Source organism: Bacteroidales bacterium (assembly GCA_041671145.1).
Lineage (GTDB): Bacteria > Bacteroidota > Bacteroidia > Bacteroidales > JAHJDW01 > JAQUPB01.
In genome coordinates, this window is sequence record JBAZBZ010000029.1 from 19590 (window position 1) to 41138 (window position 21549).

General features: G+C 33.1%; 14 protein-coding genes and 1 other RNA gene. 9 read left to right on the plus strand and 6 right to left on the minus strand.

All coding sequences use genetic code 11. The annotated features are described in order from the left end of the window. Positions 1 to 175: 175 nt before the first annotated feature. Positions 176 to 1375: a pyridoxal phosphate-dependent aminotransferase gene (locus WC223_09675; protein MFA6924507.1), complete on the plus strand. Its 1200-nt coding sequence runs from the start codon at positions 176 to 178 to the stop codon at positions 1373 to 1375. A gap of 164 nt (positions 1376 to 1539) precedes the next feature. Here the strand turns inward: WC223_09675 and gyrB are convergent, their stop codons facing one another. After that, complete coding sequence (gyrB, locus tag WC223_09680) at positions 1540 to 3504, minus strand: DNA topoisomerase (ATP-hydrolyzing) subunit B (GenBank protein ID MFA6924508.1); 1965 nt, start codon at positions 3502 to 3504, stop codon at positions 1540 to 1542. Between the two features lie 181 nt (positions 3505 to 3685). Between gyrB and WC223_09685 the strand changes: the two genes are divergently transcribed. Together WC223_09685 and WC223_09690 are read left to right on the plus strand one after the other, a co-directional pair. Continuing rightward, positions 3686 to 5344 carry a tetratricopeptide repeat protein gene (locus tag WC223_09685; protein MFA6924509.1) on the plus strand — a complete coding sequence of 553 codons (1659 nt, stop codon included), beginning with the start codon at positions 3686 to 3688 and terminating at the stop codon, positions 5342 to 5344. A gap of 474 nt (positions 5345 to 5818) precedes the next feature. Continuing rightward, on the plus strand, positions 5819 to 6013 hold the full coding sequence (locus WC223_09690) for a cold shock domain-containing protein (GenBank protein ID MFA6924510.1): 195 nt from the start codon (positions 5819 to 5821) through the stop codon (positions 6011 to 6013). A gap of 150 nt (positions 6014 to 6163) precedes the next feature. Here the strand turns inward: WC223_09690 and rnpB are convergent. Then, positions 6164 to 6536, minus strand: an RNA gene (gene rnpB / locus WC223_09695) — RNase P RNA component class A. A gap of 340 nt (positions 6537 to 6876) precedes the next feature. On the opposite strand from rnpB, the gene WC223_09700 reads away from it, so the two are divergent. From WC223_09700 to WC223_09725, 6 genes are all read left to right on the plus strand, one after another. Continuing rightward, positions 6877 to 8253 carry a tryptophanase gene (locus WC223_09700; GenBank protein MFA6924511.1) on the plus strand — a complete coding sequence of 459 codons (1377 nt, stop codon included), beginning with the start codon at positions 6877 to 6879 and terminating at the stop codon, positions 8251 to 8253. 242 nt (positions 8254 to 8495) lie between these two features. Then, the gene (locus tag WC223_09705; GenBank protein ID MFA6924512.1) at positions 8496 to 9278 is read left to right on the plus strand and encodes a patatin-like phospholipase family protein; all 783 of its coding nucleotides are present in this window, start codon (positions 8496 to 8498) and stop codon (positions 9276 to 9278) included. A 574-nt stretch (positions 9279 to 9852) separates the two neighbouring features. Continuing rightward, positions 9853 to 10941, plus strand: a complete 1089-nt coding sequence (locus WC223_09710; protein MFA6924513.1) for a bifunctional 3-deoxy-7-phosphoheptulonate synthase/chorismate mutase type II — start codon at positions 9853 to 9855, stop codon at positions 10939 to 10941. Between the two features lie 197 nt (positions 10942 to 11138). Further along, positions 11139 to 12794, plus strand: coding sequence for a C69 family dipeptidase (locus WC223_09715; protein MFA6924514.1), 1656 nt, complete (start codon positions 11139 to 11141; stop codon positions 12792 to 12794). Between the two features lie 121 nt (positions 12795 to 12915). After that, positions 12916 to 13740, plus strand: coding sequence for a KilA-N domain-containing protein (locus WC223_09720; GenBank protein MFA6924515.1), 825 nt, complete (start codon positions 12916 to 12918; stop codon positions 13738 to 13740). Between the two features lie 17 nt (positions 13741 to 13757). Beyond that, positions 13758 to 15521: an ABC transporter ATP-binding protein gene (locus WC223_09725; GenBank protein ID MFA6924516.1), complete on the plus strand. Its 1764-nt coding sequence runs from the start codon at positions 13758 to 13760 to the stop codon at positions 15519 to 15521. A 167-nt stretch (positions 15522 to 15688) separates the two neighbouring features. Here the strand turns inward: WC223_09725 and asnS are convergent, their stop codons facing one another. The 4 genes from asnS to WC223_09745 form a co-directional block, all read right to left on the minus strand. Then, on the minus strand, positions 15689 to 17086 hold the full coding sequence (asnS, locus tag WC223_09730) for an asparagine--tRNA ligase (protein MFA6924517.1): 1398 nt from the start codon (positions 17084 to 17086) through the stop codon (positions 15689 to 15691). A 157-nt stretch (positions 17087 to 17243) separates the two neighbouring features. Continuing rightward, positions 17244 to 18044, minus strand: a complete 801-nt coding sequence (gene ccsA / locus WC223_09735) for a cytochrome c biogenesis protein CcsA (protein MFA6924518.1) — start codon at positions 18042 to 18044, stop codon at positions 17244 to 17246. A gap of 19 nt (positions 18045 to 18063) precedes the next feature. Beyond that, positions 18064 to 19296, minus strand: coding sequence for a cytochrome c biogenesis protein ResB (locus tag WC223_09740; protein ID MFA6924519.1), 1233 nt, complete (start codon positions 19294 to 19296; stop codon positions 18064 to 18066). 119 nt (positions 19297 to 19415) lie between these two features. Beyond that, positions 19416 to 21549 (minus strand): cytochrome c3 family protein (locus WC223_09745; GenBank protein MFA6924520.1); only part of this gene is annotated, 2134 nt, incomplete at its 5' end.

The window sequence follows — 21549 nt, forward strand, 5'->3', positions numbered from 1 at the left end:
AATACACCAAGAGAACATAATATTTTTTGTTTAAAGTTTAAGGTCTAAAGTTTAAAGTTATGCATATTGAACTTCATTATATAAGATTAGAACTAACAACAAAAAATTTAAAATAGAAACAAAATAAATAAAAAGTAATAAACTCAAATAACAGAAACTTTAAACAATTACTAACATGCCAGAAATATCAAAAAAAGGACAATTAATGCCCTCATCACCTATAAGGAAACTTGTTCCTTATTCCGATGAAGCAAAAAAAAGAGGCGTTAAAGTTTATCATCTGAATATCGGTCAGCCCGATATTGAAACTCCCGAAGGAGCTATGAACGCGCTAAAGAGTTCCAACATAAAAGTTGTTGAATACAGCCACTCTGCCGGAATTCCTTCATACAGAAAGAAAATGGTAGAGTATTACAAACGCTTTAACATCAATGTTTCAGAAAATGAAATTATTGTTTGCAACGGTGGCTCAGAGGCAATTTTATTTGCTTTTATGTCATGCATTAATGAAGGCGAGGAAGTTATTGTTCCCGAGCCATTATATGCCAATTATATCGGTTTTGCTGTAACAGCAGGAATAAAAACCGTTCCTGTAACATCAAAAATTGAAGACGGATTTGCATTGCCTCCTATCTCGGATTTTGAGAAACTCATTACTCCAAAAACCAAGGCAATTCTTATTTGCAGTCCGAACAACCCAACAGGTTATTTATATTCACAAGAAGAATTACTGAAATTACGAGACATTGTGAAGAAACATGATTTATATCTTTTATCGGATGAGGCATACAGGGAATTCTGTTACGATGGAGAGCAACATTATTCTGCAATGAATCTCGAAGGAATTGATAATAATATAATATTGATTGACTCAATATCAAAAAGGTATAGTGCATGCGGAGCAAGAGTAGGAACACTTATTACTAAAAATAAAGATGTTTATAATACGGCAATGAAATTTGCTCAGGCAAGATTAAGTCCTCCGACATTCGGACAGGTTCTTGCAGAAGCCGCAATTGACACTCCCAAATCGTATTTCGATAAAGTAATTGAGGAATACGTAGCAAGAAGAAATGTTGTTGTTGATTCGATAAATAAAATGAAAGGATGTTTTTGTCCTAAGCCAAAAGGTGCATTTTATGTTGTAGCACGCCTGCCTATTGATGATTCCGATAAGTTCTGTCAATGGATGCTCGAAAGTTTTAATTACGAAAACGAAACTGTAATGTTTGCCCCTGCCACAGGATTCTATTCTACAAAAGGACTTGGCAAAAATGAAATACGAATAAGCTATGTTCTGAACGTTAACGACCTCAGGCGTTCAATGAAATGCCTCGAAGTTGCTTTGCAGCAATATCCGGGAAGAACTATTTAGTTTTCAGTTGTTAGTTTACTCTGGGAATAAGTTTTGAACTTTTAGTATTATGTTCTAAAATCAATGTAAAATTTATTGAACCCTGCAAGGATTTGGAACCCTTGCAGGGTTTTCTTATTATTCAAATATCAACCGCTAAATGCAATCGGAATTATAAACTAAATTTATGCGTCAATATTAGCATATTTTGCATGCTTTTCAATAAATTCTCTTCGTGGCGGTACTTCGTCGCCCATAAGCATTGAAAAAACTCTGTCGGCTTCGGTACCGTTTTCAATAGTAACTTGTCGCAATGTTCGCTTTTCAGGATTCATGGTGGTTTCCCAGAGTTGTTCTGCATTCATTTCTCCGAGACCTTTATATCTCTGTATTCCCACATTGCTTTCCTTACCTTCAACTGAAAAATCAGCTATAATTTGTTTTCGTTCTTCTTCCGTCCAGCAATATTTTTCTTCTTTTCCTTTTTTAATCAGATATAAAGGAGGTGTTGCAATATAAATATAACCGTTTTCAATTAATTCTTTCATATAGCGGAAAAGGAAAGTAAGAATAAGAGTAGCAATATGACTGCCGTCAACATCAGCATCGGTCATTATTATTATCTTGTGGTACCTTAATTTTTCTATATTAAGTTCTTTGGCATCATCAGTGGTACCAATGGTTACTCCGAAAGCAGTAAAAATATTTCTTATTTCTTCGTTATCGAATATTTTGTGCTGCATTGCTTTTTCGACATTAAGAATTTTACCTCTTAAAGGCAGAATTGCCTGATTTTTTCTATCTCTTCCCTGCTTGGCAGTACCACCGGCTGAATCACCCTCAACAAGATAAATTTCACAAAGTGAAGGGTCGCTTTCGGAACAATCGGCTAACTTACCAGGTAAGCCACTTCCAGACATTGCACCTTTTCTCTGAACAAGTTCGCGTGCTTTATGTGCAGCATGACGGGCGGTAGCAGCGAGTATTACTTTCTGAACAATCGTTTTTGCATCTTTGGGATGTTCTTCGAGATATATTTCAAGCATGTTGCTAACAGCTTTTTCAACTGCACCCATGACCTCGTTGTTTCCCAATTTTGTTTTTGTCTGACCTTCAAACTGGGGCTCCTGAACTTTAACAGAAATTATAGCTGTAAGTCCTTCTCTAAAATCATCACCGTTTATTTCAAATTTGATTTTTTCAAGCATTCCCGATTTCTCGGCATAAGATTTTAATGTGCGTGTAAGTCCTCTTCTAAATCCCGTTAGATGTGTGCCCCCTTCATGTGTATTGATATTGTTCACATAGGAGTGAACATTTTCATTGAAAGAAGTATTGTATTGCATGGCAATTTCTACAGGTATTTCACCATCTGCATCTTCCATGTAAATCGGCTCTTCAATAAGTTTTTCTCTTGTTTCATCCAGAAAAATTAAAAACTCTTTCAAACCATCAGTTGAAAAAAAAGTATTCGTTAAAAAATTTCCATCATTATCTTTTTCTCTTTTATCAATAATGGTTAGCTTCACTCCTTTATTAAGATATGCCAGTTCTCTTATTCTCGAAGCTAATATCTCATAATTAAAAACTGTTGTTATAAAAATTGTATTATCAGGTAAAAAAGTAATTTCTGTTCCTGTTTTATTACTTTCTCCTACTACTTTTACGTCGTATAATGGTTTACCAAACTTATATTCCTGACAAAATATTTTTCCTTCGCGGTAAACATTAACTTTAAGATGAGAAGATAAAGCATTAACGCAGGATACACCAACGCCGTGCAATCCGCCCGAAACCTTATAGGAATCTTTATCAAACTTTCCGCCTGCATGAAGTATTGTCATTACTACTTCCAAAGCCGATTTATTTTCTTTTTCGTGTATGCCGGTGGGAATGCCTCTTCCATTATCTATAACAGTAACGGAATCGTCTTCATTTATTGAAACGTTAATTTCGCTGCAATAACCTGCTAATGCTTCATCTATTGAGTTGTCAACAACTTCATAAACAAGGTGGTGTAATCCACGCGTACTAACATCACCGATATACATAGCCGGTCGTTTACGAACCGCTTCTAATCCTTCGAGGACCTGAATACTTTCTGCGTTATAGTTCTCTTCCGCAATCTTATCTTTTTGGCTATCTATCATATTGATTTTCTCCTGTTTAATTATAACTTACCATTTACTACAAAAGTATTAAAAAATAACCACAATTACAAAGAAAAAAATGATATTTTTTCAATATAATTTCACCTATCTTTATTAAGATTTTTCAATACGATTTTTTTTGTATATTAGCAAACTTTATTTATTAAAAAAATATACTGTTATGAGAAAAAAAATATTATTTATTTTGATATCATCTTTAGTTTTAAGTAATGTTTCTGCACAGAAAAGTAAAGATACTACCGACAAAAAAAGGTTTTCCTATAATTACAAAATGATAGAAGCAAAATCAAAATTCAGCAACGAAGATTATTACGGTGCAATAAGAATTTACAGGGAATTTTTTGAAGCTAAAAAAAATGACCCTATTTTGAATTATCATTTAGGTGAATGTTATTTTGAACTTAAGGCAATGGATAAAGCAATGGAATATTTTAAAACGGTTGAAGAAAAAGACCCTCAAGCTGAAATTAACCTTTATTTAAAAATAGGGCAGGTATATCAGTATGTCGGAAAGCTTGACAGTGCTATTATTTATTATAATAAATATTCCGGAAGGATTGTAACTGAAAAACAAAAAAGAAATGACCCCGCATTTAAATACATTAAGCAATGTAAATATGCAAAAGATATGATGGCACATCCCGTAAATGTTGAAATTACTAATTTAGGACCAAACGTAAATTCCCAATATGTTGATGCAGACCCTTCAATTACTGCTGATGGTAAAATGCTAATCTTCTCATCACGACGTCCCGATACCAAAGGCGGAGGAATTGATATTAATAGCGGTCAGTATTACGATGATATTTATTATTCCGTATTTGACGACAAAGCACAAATATGGAAGCCGGCAGAAGGTCTTGATGAACTTAATACTAACGGCTTCGATTCTCCGTTGAGCATTTCTCCTGACGGGAAAACAATTTTCCTTTATAAAAATATTTTGGGAGAAACAAAAAGCGGCGACATTTATTATTCAAAATTGAGTCCAAGCGGCAAATGGTCTACACCTAAGCAGATGTCCGGAAAAATAAATACTTCATATTTCGAAAGCTCAGCATGCTTGAGTGCCGATGGTAATACTTTTTATTTCGTAAGCGAAAGAAAAGGTGGTTATGGAAATGCTGATATTTATAAATGCACAAAACTTGCCAACGATGTGTGGTCAAAGCCCGAAAATCTTGGTCCTACAATTAACACTTCGGGAGACGAAATAGGTGTATTTATTCATCCCGATGGAAGAACGCTTTATTTCTCATCAAAAGGACACAATTCAATGGGTGGATATGATATTTTTCGTTCGGTTTTTGAAAACGGCAAGTGGTCGGAACCTGTAAATTTAGGTTATCCTATAAATACAACAAAAGATGAAGTTCGTTTTGTTTTATCAACTGATGGTAAAAAAGCATATATCTCAAGTTCAAGAGAGGGCGGACTTGGTGATTTTGATATTTACGAAATTGATATGACAAATTACAATGTTCCTGTACCCGAAATTGTTAATAAATGCAATGTTACCATGCAAATCCTTAAAAATTTAAATCTTTCGATTTTCTACGGTATTGTAAAAGATTCCTTGACCGATAAAAAAATTCAGGATGCTACAATAGAAATAATCGAAGAAAAAACTCAAAAGGTTTATGCAATGCTTACTACCAACGAGTTTGGAGAATTCTTTTCTGCAATTCCGGGAGACGTAAACTATGAAATAATTCTTATTAAAAAAGGATATATGAAAATTACAGATAAAATCTTTCTGCCATATTCTAATACTAAACTTCAGATTGTGAATAAAGGTTATATTTTGAAAAATAAATAGAGTTTGGTTCAGAATGTCCGAGTTCTTCGTTATTCTCGTTTTAAAAACCAGTCATTTACTACAGTAAACTCCTGATTTTTAAAACTTCAAAAGCCTCGAACTCGGACATTCTGAACCAAACTCTCGACTTTATGGACAGACACTTCTATAAACATTCTAAGTTAACTTACTACAAACAAATTTATTAAAACTATTGTTATAAAACCGAAGTTAGAAATTTGGAAGCTGAAGGTTAGAAAAATCGCAAATTTCAACCGTCCAACATCTAACTTCCAGTTTAACTAATCCAATACAATATATAATCTCTAATATTTAAAAAATCGTTGAAATTGTCCGATTTTTGCAAAATGATTGATATAACTTCGATATATGGCTGTTTTTTACTACAATATTCTATAAAAAAATCGATTTTTTTGATTTAATTAAAATTTCTTTGTATATTTGCAACATTATTAATTAAATTTTTAAATTTTTATGAAAACAGGTATAGTAAAATTTTTCAACGAAGCAAAAGGCTTTGGCTTTATTAAAGTTGACGATTCTGAACAGGAAATCTTTGTTCACTCTTCAGGACTTATTGACAGAATAAAACAAGATGACAAAGTTTCCTTTAATGTTACAGAAGGAAAAAAAGGTTTAAATGCTGTAGATGTAAAAAGAATATCTTAACATTTTAACTTTTATCAATCACAAATTTAGATTTGGCAATCCTCCTAAAAAATATATTTGCAAATAAAATATAAATAAACAATAAATCTGTTGCAATAGTATTTGTTTCAAATTAATAAAAAATCCCATTCTGTAAAATGAATGGGATTTTTTAATTTCAAATTTATAAGCCGGATTCTGTTTTCGTTTTCACGAATTTCTATCATTTATCTACTTCCGTTGTTACCAGCGGAATTTATCGACCTACCCCTCGGGATTGAACGAGCAGTCCGTAAGCCCCGATATATTTGGTCTTTCAACTCGTAAGGTTTACCCTCTTAGTGTGTTACCACAATAAGCCGTAAGCTCTTACCTCACGTTTTCACCCTTGTCCGTCAGTTGACGGACGGTTATTTTCTGCGGCACTTTCTGTTATTCTGGCATCTCTACCAGAATACCTTCCCGTTAGGAAGTACGATGCTCTATGTTGTCCGGACTTTCCTCCCTCCGCCAGCTGGCGGAAAGCGATAGAAAAATCTGATATTAAGTTTTAATTAAATAAAGTAATGCAAATATAATAAACTTTTCTTACTTATCAAAGGATTTATACTCAATTTTTTTAAATAATAAATTTTTATCTTATCTTTGTAAAACAAATTCATTTAATCTAATAAATGAAAACTCATAATTTTTATCAGATTTCTTACAAAAACATCTTCATTAATATAAAAGAAAGAGATTATTTTAATACTGATTCTCTTTTTCTATGAGGTTGCCTCAAAAGTGAGTTCCATGAAAACCAAATCACACTGATATTTAAGATAGCCTCTTCCCTTATTTTATTTTAAAATTTATTATTTATTAATCTTTAAATTATTTTTATTATGGAATTACCATTTGCAGAATCATATAAAATTAAGATGGTTGAATCTATTAAAAGAAGCACCAGACAAGAAAGAGAAATTTGGATTAAAACGGCAAAATATAATTTGTTTAATTTAAAAAGCGAACAGGTTTATATTGACCTTTTAACAGATTCGGGTACCGGAGCTATGAGCGACAAACAATGGTCGGAACTTATGCTTGGCGACGAAAGTTATGCGGGAGCTTCATCGTATTATAAATTAAAAAATACAATAAAAGAATTATTGGGCTTTGAGTATTTCTTACCAACTCATCAAGGCAGAGCTGCTGAAAATGTTCTGTTTTCAACAATTGTAAAAGAAGGCGATATTATTCCGGGAAATTCTCATTTTGATACTACTAAGGGACATATTGAATTCCGTAAAGCTCATGCTGTTGATTGCACAATTGACGAAGCTTTTAATACTTCAATATTGCATCCTTTTAAAGGAAATATTGATTTGAATAAACTTGAAAATGTTCTTAAAAAAAATTCTAAAGATAAAATCCCTTGCATCATTGTTACGATTACATGCAATTCTTCCGGAGGACAACCGGTTTCAATGCAGAACATGAAAGATGTTTATTCGCTTGCAAAAAAATATGGAATAAGAGTAATTTTCGATGCAGCAAGGTTTTCCGAAAATGCTTATTTTATAAAACTAAGAGAGACGGGATTTGGAAGCAAAACAATAAAAGAAATAGTAAAAGAAATGTTCAAATATTCCGATGGCATGACCATGAGCAGTAAAAAAGATGGTATAGTCAACATGGGCGGATTTATTGGACTTAGAGATGAAGAATTATTTAAAAGGGCAAGTATTTACAATATCATGTTCGAAGGTTTTATAACTTATGGAGGAATGTCGGGCAGAGATATGGGCGCTTTAGCACAAGGTTTAATGGAAAGCACAGAATTTGATTATCTCGAAACAAGAATCAAACAAGTGGAATATCTTGGAAATAGATTGAAAGAATTTGGTATTCCCATACAAGAACCAACCGGAGGACATGCAATATTTGTTGATGCAAAAAAGTTCTTGCCTAATATTAAAAAAGAAGAATTATCTGCACAAACATTAGGGATTGAATTGTATTTAGAAGGAGGTATCAGAGGAGTTGAAATAGGAACTTTGCTTGCTGACAGGGACCCTAAAACCCGCGAAAACAGATATCCCGAACTCGAATTGTTGAGATTAGCAATACCTCGCAGAGTTTATACAAACAACCACATGGAATATGTTGCAGTTGCCTTGGCAAATATTTTCGAAAGGAGAAATGAAATTAAAAAGGGATTTAAAATACTTTCCGAAGCTCCGATTATGAGACATTTTACTGTTGAACTCGAAAGAATATAGGGCACCTCTAAAAACTCGCCTCTCTTCGTTGGACTTTAGAATTTAAACCACAAAGCTCACAGAGATTTTCACAATGTTCACAAAGAAAACCAATTGTAAACAATACTTTGTGTCCTTTGTGGTTATTTTTTTACTTTTGAGCATCCAACGTAATATAGAGTTCGATAATTTTTATTCATCACAAAAAAATTATAATTAAAACGGGTATCGTATTTTTTTATTGAAAAATTGTATATTTGAGCATGTCAAAGAAAGTAAAAAAATACAAACTCGGTTTGGTTTTAAGCGGAGGTGGTTCGCGCGGATTCGCTCATATCGGCGTTTTGAAGGCATTGAATGAAGAAGGATTTTATCCTGATATTATTTCTGCTGTGAGCGCCGGTTCAATTATAGGTGCTTTTTATGCTGATGGTTTTGCTCCCGATGAAATTTTCAAAATCTTTGACGACAGTCGTGCAAAAAAATTCTGGGAAATAACTATTCCCAGACAGGGGTTATTAAAAGTTACCGGACTTATACGAGTTCTGAAAGAAAATCTGAGAGCAAAAAATATCGAAGACCTTAAAATTCCTCTTTTTGTTGCAGCAACCGACCTTAATAATGGCAAGATTGTGTTTTTTTCAAAAGGTGAATTAATCAGAAGTATCATTGCTTCATCAAGTATTCCAATATTGTTCCAGCCGGTAATAATTGACAATATTACTTATGTTGACGGGGGAGTTTTAAATAACTTGCCGGTACAGCCAATTAAAGATTGTTGTGAAACGATAATAGGAGTACATTTAAATCCAACCGGATATAAAAATGATTTTCGCAGATTAAGAAATATTGCTGAACGCTGTTTTCATCTTAGCATAGAAAAAACAGTTAAAAATATTTCTAAAAACAAATGTGATATATACATTGAACCAGAATATCTGGGAAAATTCGGATTGCTCGACATGAAAAAAAGCGAACAACTGTTCGAAATCGGATATAATACCACAAAAAAAACTCTGAAGGAATATAAAATAAACAAACTTTAGGAGTGCTGCTTATAGGATAAAGCAAGAAAGCTGCGGACATAAATGAGTGAACTCAAGATTTATTAGAAGCTACAGGAATACATATTACGTAAAACTATTAAATATTAGGGATTAATTGGCAGATTTACCAGTAATTTACAGATTATAGGACATAATGCTGACCTGCTTGTTATAAAGGTAGAGCAATGATAATTTTAAATGGAAAATAATATAATTGGAATTCCAACTTCAGATGAAACAGCGGTTGTTGATATAACAAGCAAATAAAAATTATAAAAAGAACTTTGCGACTCTGCGTCTTTGCGAGAAAATTTTTAAAACCGAAAGCAAATGGGTTGCAAAAAAAGAGTGTATTTTTAATTTTTGGCAATTAAAAAATAAATTCTTACCTTTACATTTCTAATTTTGCATTTTATTATGAAAGTTACTAATAACAATTCAGTATTTTATTTCTACTTTTTCTATACCCAGATAAAGCGGGACTGAGTTTGTTTTACTATAAAAATTAATACAAAGTCCCGAAAAAACCGGGACTTTTTTATTTTAAATATTTTATAAAATCAAATCAACTTATATGACAATAAAATTAGAACTTGAGCCATTATTGTCTGAAGATATTCCTTCAGCAAGACCATGTATAATTGCTGGTCCGTGCAGCGCAGAAAGTGAAGAGCAAACACTAGAAACTGCCAGAGAACTTTCAAAAATCGGAATTAAAATTTATCGTGCAGGAGTATGGAAACCCCGCACACGTCCCAATACTTTTGAAGGACATGGCTCAAAAGCATTACCGTGGCTCAAGAAAGTCAAAGAAGAAACAGGAATGCATGTTGCCGTTGAAGTGGCAAATGTAAAACATGTTTACGAAGCATTAAAAGCAGGCATAGATATACTTTGGCTTGGTGCAAGAACCACTGCAAATCCTTTTGCCGTTCAGGAAATTGCCGATACACTCAAGGGTGTTGATATTCCCGTTTTGGTAAAAAATCCGATTAACCCGGATATTGAACTTTGGCTTGGAGCAATTGAAAGATTAAATATTGCAGGAATAAAAAAACTTGCTGCCATTCACAGGGGTTTTTCAATTTATGAAAAATCCGTTTATAGAAATAATCCGCAATGGCAGGTTCCTATTGAGTTAAAACGCCGCATTCCCGAATTGCCTTTATTTTGCGACCCGAGTCATATTTGCGGAAGCAAGGAAAAAATATACGAAATTTCGCAGGAAGCAATGGACCTGAACTTTGACGGATTAATTATCGAAAGTCACATCCATCCCGAAAAAGCGTTGAGCGATGCACAGCAGCAGCTCACTCCGAAAGAACTTGACGACATTCTGAAAAAACTCATTATCAGAAAACCAAAAGCAGAAAACGGAAGCATTGTTACTCTTGAAGAACTGAGGGCTGAAATCGACATGATTGACGACAACGTGATGGATATTTTTGAAAAGAGAATGAAAATCGCCGACCAAATCGGGAAATATAAAAAGGAAAAAAATATCGCCATTCTGCAAACAATACGCTGGGGTGAAATTCTTCATAAACGTTTGGAAATGGGCGAAAATAAAGGATTAAGCAGCGAATTTATTGAAATAATTTTCAAGGCAATTCATCAGGAATCAATTAACCATCAGAATAAAATAATGAATGAAGATATTTAGCAATAAATATTTTTTGAATTACAATATGCTTTTTCTATTAGGTTAAAACTGCTGATAACCCTGCGAGGGTTTGAAACCCTCGCAGGGTTTAATTAAAGTTCAGCAACTTTAAACTATTTCCCATAATTCTTGCTCTCTATTTTATAATTCAAAAGCAAAATGTTAGATTTGCAAAACCAACCTTTAATTTAAAAATTATGAAAAAATATTTTATCATATCGGTGTTTACCGGCTTGCTTGCAATATCAGATAATGCAGGTGCGTGCACAAATTTTTTAGTAACAAAAGGAGCAACAGTTGATGGTTCCGCAATGATTTCTTACACTGCCGACTCACACGTTCTGTATGGGGAATTGTATTATAAACCTGCAAGAGATTATAAGCCCGGCTCCATGCTTGATATTTATGAATGGGATACCGGAAAATATCTTGGAAAAATAAAACAGGTAGCACACACTTATTCTGTTATCGGAAATATGAACGAGCATCAGGTCATGATTGGAGAGACTACCTACGGGGGACATGAAGAATTAGTTGATACTACTGCAATAATGGATTATGGAAGTTTGATTTACATTGCACTTCAGAGAGCGAGAACAGCAAGGCAAGCAATAAAAATAATTTCCGAGCTTACTACCGAATATGGTTATTGCAGCGAAGGAGAATCATTTTCGATTGCCGACCCCAACGAAGTGTGGATTATGGAAATGATTGGCAAAGGTGTTGGAAATAAAGGCATTGTTTGGGTTGCAATGCGTATTCCCGACGGCTATGTTTCGGGTCATGCCAACCAGGCAAGAATTACCACATTTCCGTTAAATGACACTTTAAACTGCTTGTATTCAAAGGATGTAATTTCATTAGCAAGAGAAAAAAAATACTTCAGCGGTAAAGACGAAGAGTTCAGTTTTTCCGATGTTTATGCTCCTCTCAATTTTGGTGCTGCCCGTGCCTGCGAAGCGAGAGTATGGTCGATATTTCGCAGAATAAATAAAGATATGGATGTATATCTTGATTATGCGAAAGGAGAAAATTTAAAACACAGAATGCCTTTATGGATTAAGCCCGACAAAAAATTATCGGTTCACGATGTTATGGAATTAATGCGCGACCATTTTGAAAACACTCTGCTTGAATTTTCAAAAGATATCGGAGCAGGACCGTATGAATGTCCTTATCGCTGGCGCCCCATGAGTTGGAAAATTGACAGCGTGAAATACTTTAATGAACGTTCCATTTCAACCCAGCAAACCGGATTTTATTATATTACACAGGCACGCGGATGGCTTCCCGACCCAATAGGAGGAATTAACTGGTTTGGAGTTGATGATGCTTATTGTTCTGTTTTTACTCCAATGTATTGCGGTATCACAAAAGTTCCGGAATCACTCAGGGAAGGAAACGGCTCGATGATGGAGTTTAGTGAAACATCGGCATTCTGGCTCTACAATCAGGTTTCAAATTTTGTTTATACCCGTTATAAGGATATGATTCCTGAATTAAAAAAAGTTCAGGCAGAACTCGAAAACAAATATATTGATAACACTGCAAATGTTGATAAGGAAGCATCTAAATTTTACAAAACCAATAAAGCAGAAGCAATAAAATATCTCACAAATTATTCGCTTGCACAGGGAGCAAATACTTTTAATCGCTGGAAAGAACTATATCATTATCTTTTCACAAAATACATGGATGGTAACGTAAAAACAAAAGATACGACTTCTAAAAAAGTAAATTATAAACATGTAAATCCAAAAGTCAAGCAACCCGGCTATGGGGATGAGTGGAATAGGCGTGTAGCAAGGGAAACCGGCGACAGATTTAAAACAATTGAACAACCAAAGAAATAAATAAGAATAAGAAAAGCCGGTTTTTAAAATCGGCTTTTCTTTTGAAAAATTCTACCTTTGTAATCTTTAATTTTTAAATTACTCTAATGCAGGATTTTTCCATAATAAAAACTAAACAATAATGATCAAAAATCAAAAAATTGAAGTACAAGGAAAAGAAATTACACTTATTAATATACAGCATAAAGATTATATCTCATTAACCGACATTGCAAAATACAGAAATCAGGATGAACCTTTTTCTGTAATTAATAACTGGATGCGTAACAGAAGTACAATAGAATTTTTAGGTTTATGGGAAAGATTGTGTAACTCGAATTTTAAACCTCTCGAATTCGAGAGGTTTAAAAATGAAGCTGGCAGCAATTATTTTGTTCTTTCACCCCAAAGATGGGTTGAATCAACAAATGCGATTGGAATTATTTCTAAATCCGGCAGGTATGGCGGTACATTTGCTCACAAAGATATTGCTTTTGAATTTGCTTCATGGATTTCTTCCGAGTTTAAGCTATATCTTATTGTAGAATTTCAGCGTCTTAAAGAAGACGAAAATGACAGGTTGAAATTAGAATGGAACCTCCAACGAACCTTGGCTAAAGTAAATTATCACATACATACTGATGCAATTAAAGAAAATTTAATTCCTCCCCAAATTTCAAAAACTGAGCAAAATACCATTTATGCGAACGAAGCTGATTTGTTGAACAAGGCTTTGTTTGGTTTGACTGCTTTGGAATGGAGAATTTCAAATCCTGAACTAAAAGGGAATGTCAGAGATTATGCGGAAATTGAACAATTGGTGGTGCTGTCAAATTTAGAAAGCATTAATGCATTACTCATAAAACAAGGCGAATTACAAGGTGAACGGTTAGTAAAACTCAACCTGATTGCAATAAGTCAAATGAAATCATTAATCGCACATAATTCTATAAAGAAATTAAAATAAAATTTCAACTCTGTTTAATGACAAACCATTCAATATTAAAAATTAATAATCTTAATGTGGAATTTTTCCCCGATGGTGAAATTATAAAAGCCGTTGACAATATAAGTTTTGAATTAAATAAGGGCGAAGTACTCGGTATTGTTGGAGAATCGGGCTCCGGAAAATCGGTTACAGCACTTTCGGTTTTGCGTTTGATTTCTTCTCCTCCCGGAAAAATTAGCAGTGGTGAAATTATTTTCCAAAAATTAAGCGGTGAAAAAACTGATTTGCTGAAGCTCCCCGAAAGAGAAATGCAAAAAATACGCGGTAATGAAATTTCAATGATTTTTCAGGAGCCGATGACATCGCTTAACCCCGTGATGAAATGCGGTAAACAAATCGTTGAAGCAATATTGCAGCATCAGAAAATTTCAAAGAAAGAAGCAAAACAAAAAACCATTTCTCTTTTCGAAAAGGTACTTTTACCAAATCCTGAGAATATTTTTAATTCATATCCATTTGAAATTTCGGGCGGTCAAAAACAAAGAGTGATGATTGCAATGGCGTTATCATGTAATCCTTCTGTTTTAATTGCTGATGAACCCACCACTGCAATTGATGTTACCGTACAGAAAACTATTCTCGAATTATTAAAGAAGTTACAGAAAGATTTAAATCTCTCGATTATTTTTATCACTCACGATTTGGCTGTTGTATCTGAAATAGCTCAGAAAATATTGGTAATGTTTAAAGGAAAAATTGTTGAACAAGGTAACACAAACCAAGTTTTTAAATCACCACAACATCCATACACAAAAAGTTTGCTTGCTTGTCGTCCGCCTTTGAATAAGCAACTTTCAAAACTTCCTGTTATTTCCGATTTTCTTGAAATAAATAATAATGGTGAAATAAAAAGCAAAAATTCAACAATTGAAAATATTCTAAATACGTATTCTTTAAATATTGAAGAACGAAAATCATTACAAAATAAGCTCTATTCAGAAGAACCCATATTGCAAATAAAAAACCTTAAAACGTATTTTCCTTTAAACGAAGGAATAATTTTTAAAAGTAAAAATTTTACAAAAGCAGTTGACGATATTTCATTTGATGTTTATAAAGGCGAAACTCTCGGATTAGTGGGCGAATCTGGCTGCGGAAAGACCACTCTCGGCAGAACGATTTTACGGCTTATTGAAGCAACATCGGGGCAAATTATTTATAAAGGAAAGGACTTAACAATGCTTTCAAACAAAGAAATGAAAGCATTAAGAAAAAATATTCAGATAATTTTTCAGGACCCGTATTCATCGCTTAATCCGCGAATAACAATAGGTTCGGCAATAGAAGAACCAATGAAAGTTTTTAGAATTTTAAATAATTATAAAGAAAGAAAAAATAAAACAATTGAAATACTTGAAAAGGTTGGTTTAAATGAATCGCATTTTAATCGTTATCCTCATGAATTTTCCGGTGGACAAAGACAAAGGATTTGCATTGCACGAGCACTGGCATTGAACCCCGAATTTATAGTTTGCGATGAATCGGTTTCTGCACTTGATGTTTCGGTACAAGCACAGGTTTTAAATTTATTCAATGATTTAAAAAATGACTTCGGTTTCACTTATATTTTTATTTCCCACGATTTATCGGTTGTAAAATTTATGTCGGATAGGTTGATAGTAATGAACAATGGTAAGATTGAAGAAATGAATTTTGCCAATGAAGTTTATAAAAATCCGCAATCAGATTATACAAAAAAATTAATTAATTCTATTCCGAAAATAGAAATTGAAAATTAATAATGAAAAAGTAAAAAAAAATTATAAAAAAAAGAAATAGTACTTTTCAGCAAAAAAAAACATATAATAATTTATAAAAAATCAATTCTACTTGTCGATTTTTATATTAAAACAAGATTATTTTGCAATAAGTTGCAAGTTCGAATTCCTAAAAAACTCCAAATTTTTTAAAACTCCGCGTTCTTTGGTGTTCTTGGGAAGGGAATAACATCACGGATATTTGCCATTCCTGTTACAAATAAAATTAATCTTTCAAATCCCAGACCGAAACCGCTATGCGGAGCAGTTCCAAATTTGCGGGTTTCGAGATACCACCACAAATCTTTTGTAGGAAGTTTTAATTCATTAATTCTATTTAAAAGTTTATCATAATTTTCTTCTCTTTGTGAACCGCCAATAATTTCACCTATTCTAGGAAACAAAACATCCATAGCCCTTACAGTTTTTCCATCATCGTTTTGTTTCATGTAGAATGCTTTTATTTCTTTAGGATAATCGGTTAAAATAACAGGTTTCTGAAAATGTTTTTCAACAAGGTATCTTTCATGTTCTGCCTGCAAATCGCAACCCCAGCTCACAGGAAATTCAAATTTCTGTCCTGATTTTTCAAGAATATCAATTGCTTCGGTATATGTTAATCTTTCAAACTTATTATTTATTATTGATTTTATTCTTTCAATTAATTCGTTGTCATAAGTTTTTTGTAAAAATTCAATATCGTCAAAACAATTTTCTAAAACATAGTTCATTAGATATTTCAGCATTTCTTCGGCTAAGTTCATGTTATCGGCGATTTCATAAAATGCCATTTCGGGTTCAATCATCCAGAATTCTGCAAGATGTCGCGGAGTATTTGAATTTTCGGCTCTGAACGTTGGACCAAAAGTATAAATTTCACCGATGGCAAGAGCTGCGAGTTCTCCTTCGAGTTGCCCGGAAACAGTAAGATTTGTTGGCTTTCCAAAAAAATCTTCATTGCAATTTATTGTTCCGTCAGAATTTTTTGGTGGATTAATTGCATCGAGAGTTGTTACTCTGAACATTGAACCTGCACCTTCACAATCGGAGCCAGTGATAACAGGAGTGTGCAGATAAACAAAACCTTTATCATTAAAAAACTTATGAATGGCAAAAGCCAATGCATGACGAATTCTGAAAATTGCACCAAAAGTATTTGTTCTTGGTCGCAAATGTGCTATTTCACGAAGAAATTCAAGAGTATGTCCTTTCTTCTGAAGCGGGTAAGTTTCTGCATCAGCACTTCCATATATTTCTATTTTCTTTGCCTGAATTTCCACGCTCTGTCCCTGACCGACTGATTTTACAAGTGTCCCCTCAACGCAAATACATGAGCCGGTTGTAATCTGCTTTAATATTTCTTCATCAAAATTTGCAACCTCAACAACAACCTGAATGTTGTGAATAATCGAACCATCGTTCAATGCAATGAAAGCAATATTTTTATTTCCTCTTTTTGTTCTAACCCAACCTTTAACACAAACATCGTTATCTATACCAGTTTTTTCGGGTATTTTCAGCAGTTCTTTTATTTTTATTCTTTCCATTTTTTATAAAAATTATTTGTAGTTGCAAAGTTACAACTTTTTAAAAAGATTCAATAATTTTTATGGTTTGTATTTATAACCCTAAACTGGTTATCGATTACAAAAGGTTGATTTTACTGAATACTGATTACTTTTATAAAACAAAATTGTTTTAGCATTAGTTAGTGTAAGTATGAACACTATTTGCAGCAGATGGCAAATAGTTAACACCAAACCAACAAATCAATAATATTATAAACGCTATTGTAAGGATAAAAAGAGGAGATTTCACGGCTTTCTTGTAGTAATGCCTGTAATGTATATAAATAAGATATAACAACCATGTGAGGAACGACCACGTTTCTTTAGGGTCCCATGTCCAATAATTTCCCCATGCTTCTTTTGCCCATAGAGCGCCAAAAAGCAATCCGAAAGTTAAAAATCCAAATCCGATGAATACAATTTTATCTGCCAGTATCAAAGTTTCGGGTAAATACGTTTTCTTGTACAGCCCTATCAATCCTTTAAACGCTACAATCGTTGATGCAAACAAAAGTGAATATGCAAAAATATATACAATAACATGTGGCACAAACCATAAACTTTGCAGTGCCGGCATCAGAGTTTTATCAAAATTTTCGGGATGAATGAGATTAATGATAAGAAAAAGAAAAGCAAATGACATACTGAAAAAAGGTACCCATGACATCTTTCTTATAAAGTACAATATAAGTCCTATTCCTGCAAGAAAAAAAGCATACCACAATCTTGTTTCTCCAAGAGTTTTAAATGGTGGTCGTTCCAGCACAAACCATAAATTACCAATATAAAAAAGAAGAATTGCTGCTCCTGTTATCAGTAATAGATTAGCAACTTTTTTCTTTACAGATAAAAATTTTATTGGCAAATACAATAAAATTAAGCCAGCTATCCAGCAACTGGCAATAATTACAAATGTGCTCGTATAATTTATTATCATATTATAAAAAAATTATTTATCATTTTAATTTATCGTACCATATCATAAAACATGCTCCTGCCATAAGAAAGAATATGCCAATATATACAACGTATAGCCATGGGTCATTTACAAATTCCAATACACTAACTGTTGACCATCTGCCCATTTCATTATCATAACCCGACTGATAAATATACCATCCGTCAACTTTTAATGGTTTATTTACTTCAATAGTTTCGTTTTCCACTTTTCCATCTTTATGATAAATTCTGACTTTTGAAATATATTTTTTCGGTTGTGGTTCATTCATGCCAATTATAAGGTTTGTATCAATCGGTAATATTTGGGAATTAAAAATTATACTTCCACAACTAATCCAACCTGAAGCAATTTTTATGTTATTCTTTTCTTTGTCAAAAACGTCAATATTTGCGGCAGATGTTGCTCCCATATAATCAAGAGGAACATATTCGCTTCCCGATGGTTTGCATGATTTAAGATATTTATTAATAAAAACTTCATAGTGCCCGATAGTGTACCTCAATAAATTATCAACTTTGAAGAGAGTTTTTCCATCTTTATCTGAAATAAATTTCGATTTTCCACGACACATCATTAATTCCGGATTATAAGTTTCCATGATAAAATCAACAAGTTCAATTTTGAATGGTAATTTATGGTGTTGATATTTATTATCGAAAGCTATTCCAAGCTTATCCCCTTCCTGCATATTTAGCGAAAGAACAGTTTTGTCAGATGCACCAAATGAGCCGGCAACAATTATTACAAGCAACCCAAAATGATTAAGAAAAAAACCAAAATTTCTTTTATTAAATGACTTTATGCGTTTTAAAATTGTAAATGAAAGAACAATCAATAAAAAAAATACGGAAAAAATAAATTGTAAACTTTGCGTAATATGTGTCAAGCCCAACTTCTGAATAATAATATTGGAATCCTTAACTTCTTGCGGAATAAATCCCAGTAAAAGAACTTGTATGGCATACACCGAAACAGCAGCTATCGCAGCAGGTGTACTCGACAACCAATAAACATAATCAAATTTTAGAAAAAAATGAAATACTGAAATAATTATTATCCATACTATAAATAAACTAACATTATAAGGAAAAGAAAGCATTCCAAAATAAGCGCCCTTGCTTAAATATTCTATAATAAAACCAACTGCCGGTATAAAGAAAGCAATAATAAAACTTTCAGTAAATCTCCAGGGAAAAACAAAAAGTGGTTTTTTGGTTATTTCGCTCATAGAAAAGTATGTTTTTTAGATGTTAAAATTATATCATTTATAAACACTAAACAATATTTTAATGTGGTTTGACTACAAAATAAAAACGATGTTTAACAAAATAAAAACGATATAAAACTTTAATATTTTCCTGCAATTAAAGAATATATTATTAAAACTACCAAAGTTATTCCTAACATCAGAAATATATAACCGAATATTTTAATAAAAGACAACCACGAACTTGTGATTTCTTTTTTAACAACAACATTTTCCAACATTCCTGATTTTTTTAATTCCCTATATTCTCTGGGTCTGTCTTTTTTATATTCTTCTAAAGGAACATGACCTGTAAATATAACAGTATCCATTGGAAAAGATTCGGGACGAATATGGGTATTAAAAAAATGAATGGTAAAAATAAATCCGACAGCAAGCAACGCTTCGTCGCTATGAATAATCTGAGCAACATTAATCAACCAGCCGGGAAAGAACTTGGTAAAAAATTCGGGAAACCACAGCATCAATCCTGAAAATCCAATAACAGCAACGCCCCAGAATACTGCCATGTAGTCGAATTTTTCCCAATAAGTCCAACGGCCATATTTCGGACGAGGTCCTTTTGCAAAAAACCATTTTATAGTCGCTACAAAATCTTTCACATCCTGTTTGTTAAACATCAGTGAATTATTACCAAATACAAATTCCTTAAATGATAAACGCTTTTTAATTTTCATATTGAATAATGAAAAAAGATGAAAAGCAAAATACCCGAATGTAACAACCGCGGCAAACCTGTGAATATTACCGGCTATATGTACTCCGCCTAAAAGTCCGGATAAAAAACCTGCCCATTTCATGTGTGAAAATTTCAGAATCATGCCGGTTAATGCTAATGATATAAAACTTAAAATCACAAAAATGTGTGTTACTCTTTGGCTTATTGAAAAACGACGATAGTAATTTATTTGTCCGTGAAATTTTGGATGCAGTTTCTTTTTTCTTGCTTCGATTATTGAACGTGGTAACCATAATAGAGTATGAATACCAAAAAAGCCAAATACTCCAATGAGTAAAGAGGTCATTCCCCAAAATGTATAAAAAAGCACGGAATTGTCATTATGAGTTGCATGAGTTAAATATCCTGTAAAAGCGAGAGTGGCATTTGCATGACATTTTTTACATGTTGAAACAATATTTTTGTATCCCACCATGGAATTAGGATTTTTTACATTCAGAATTTTATGAGCTCCATGACAATCGGAACATCTGGCAGCTTTTAAATAACCAAGATGGTAAGCTTTTCCGTGATATGTCTGGGAATAAGTTTCGGCTAATTTTTTATGGCAGGAACCACATTGTTGAGTTACTTCTACCATAAATTTATCATTATCTATTCTGGAAATAACATGAGCTGAATGACAGTCGGCACACATCGGAAATTTATCTTTTTCATTATTTTTATAAATATTATGGTCGCTGTTAACATAATCATTAAATATACTTTTGTGGCATTTAGCACAGGTTGATGGAATATTCTTAGGATTGACAGAAGAACGCATATCATTTTCTTTCAATATGTGATGTGTAGTATGACAATCGGTACATACGGCACTTACAAGCAATCCCTTTTCTTTTAAGCCCTTGCCATGAATGCTTAATGAATAATCAGAATACGCATTTAGTTCTTTCAGATTTGTATGACTGAGTGCTTTCCCGTTATTACGGTGACATTTCCCGCAAAGCTCAGGGATAGAACCTCTGTAGGTTGGTGATGTATCGTCAAATCTTGATTTTATTACGTGAGAACCGTGACAGTCGGTACAATATGGTGCATTTTTATTTTTATTGAAATATGCTTTCCCATGGCCGCTCTCTACGTAAAGATTGGATGCTTCAAGATGACAATTAGAGCAATCAACTTTTCCTGTCGTCTCACAAGGACGTTTCAGGTGTGTCGAAACATCCGTATGACATTTTGTGCAGGAAATATTTTTATGAACGGAAGCTGCCAAATCGGATTGGTTAACTTTTAATGAAACTGTTTTGTTATTAGTTGTTTTATGTAAATTATCTTTTTGATGACATTTTACACATGTCTGGTCTGATATAGCAACTTCAATATTTTTTATATCTACTTTATGTGGCGGATGACAATCGGAACATGCAGGAACAGTACCTGACTTTTTTCCCCATAATTCCCTTTTTATAACTTTTTTATGAACATCTTCAATTCTTGCATGGCACTTCATGCATCTGCTGGCAATTCTTTTA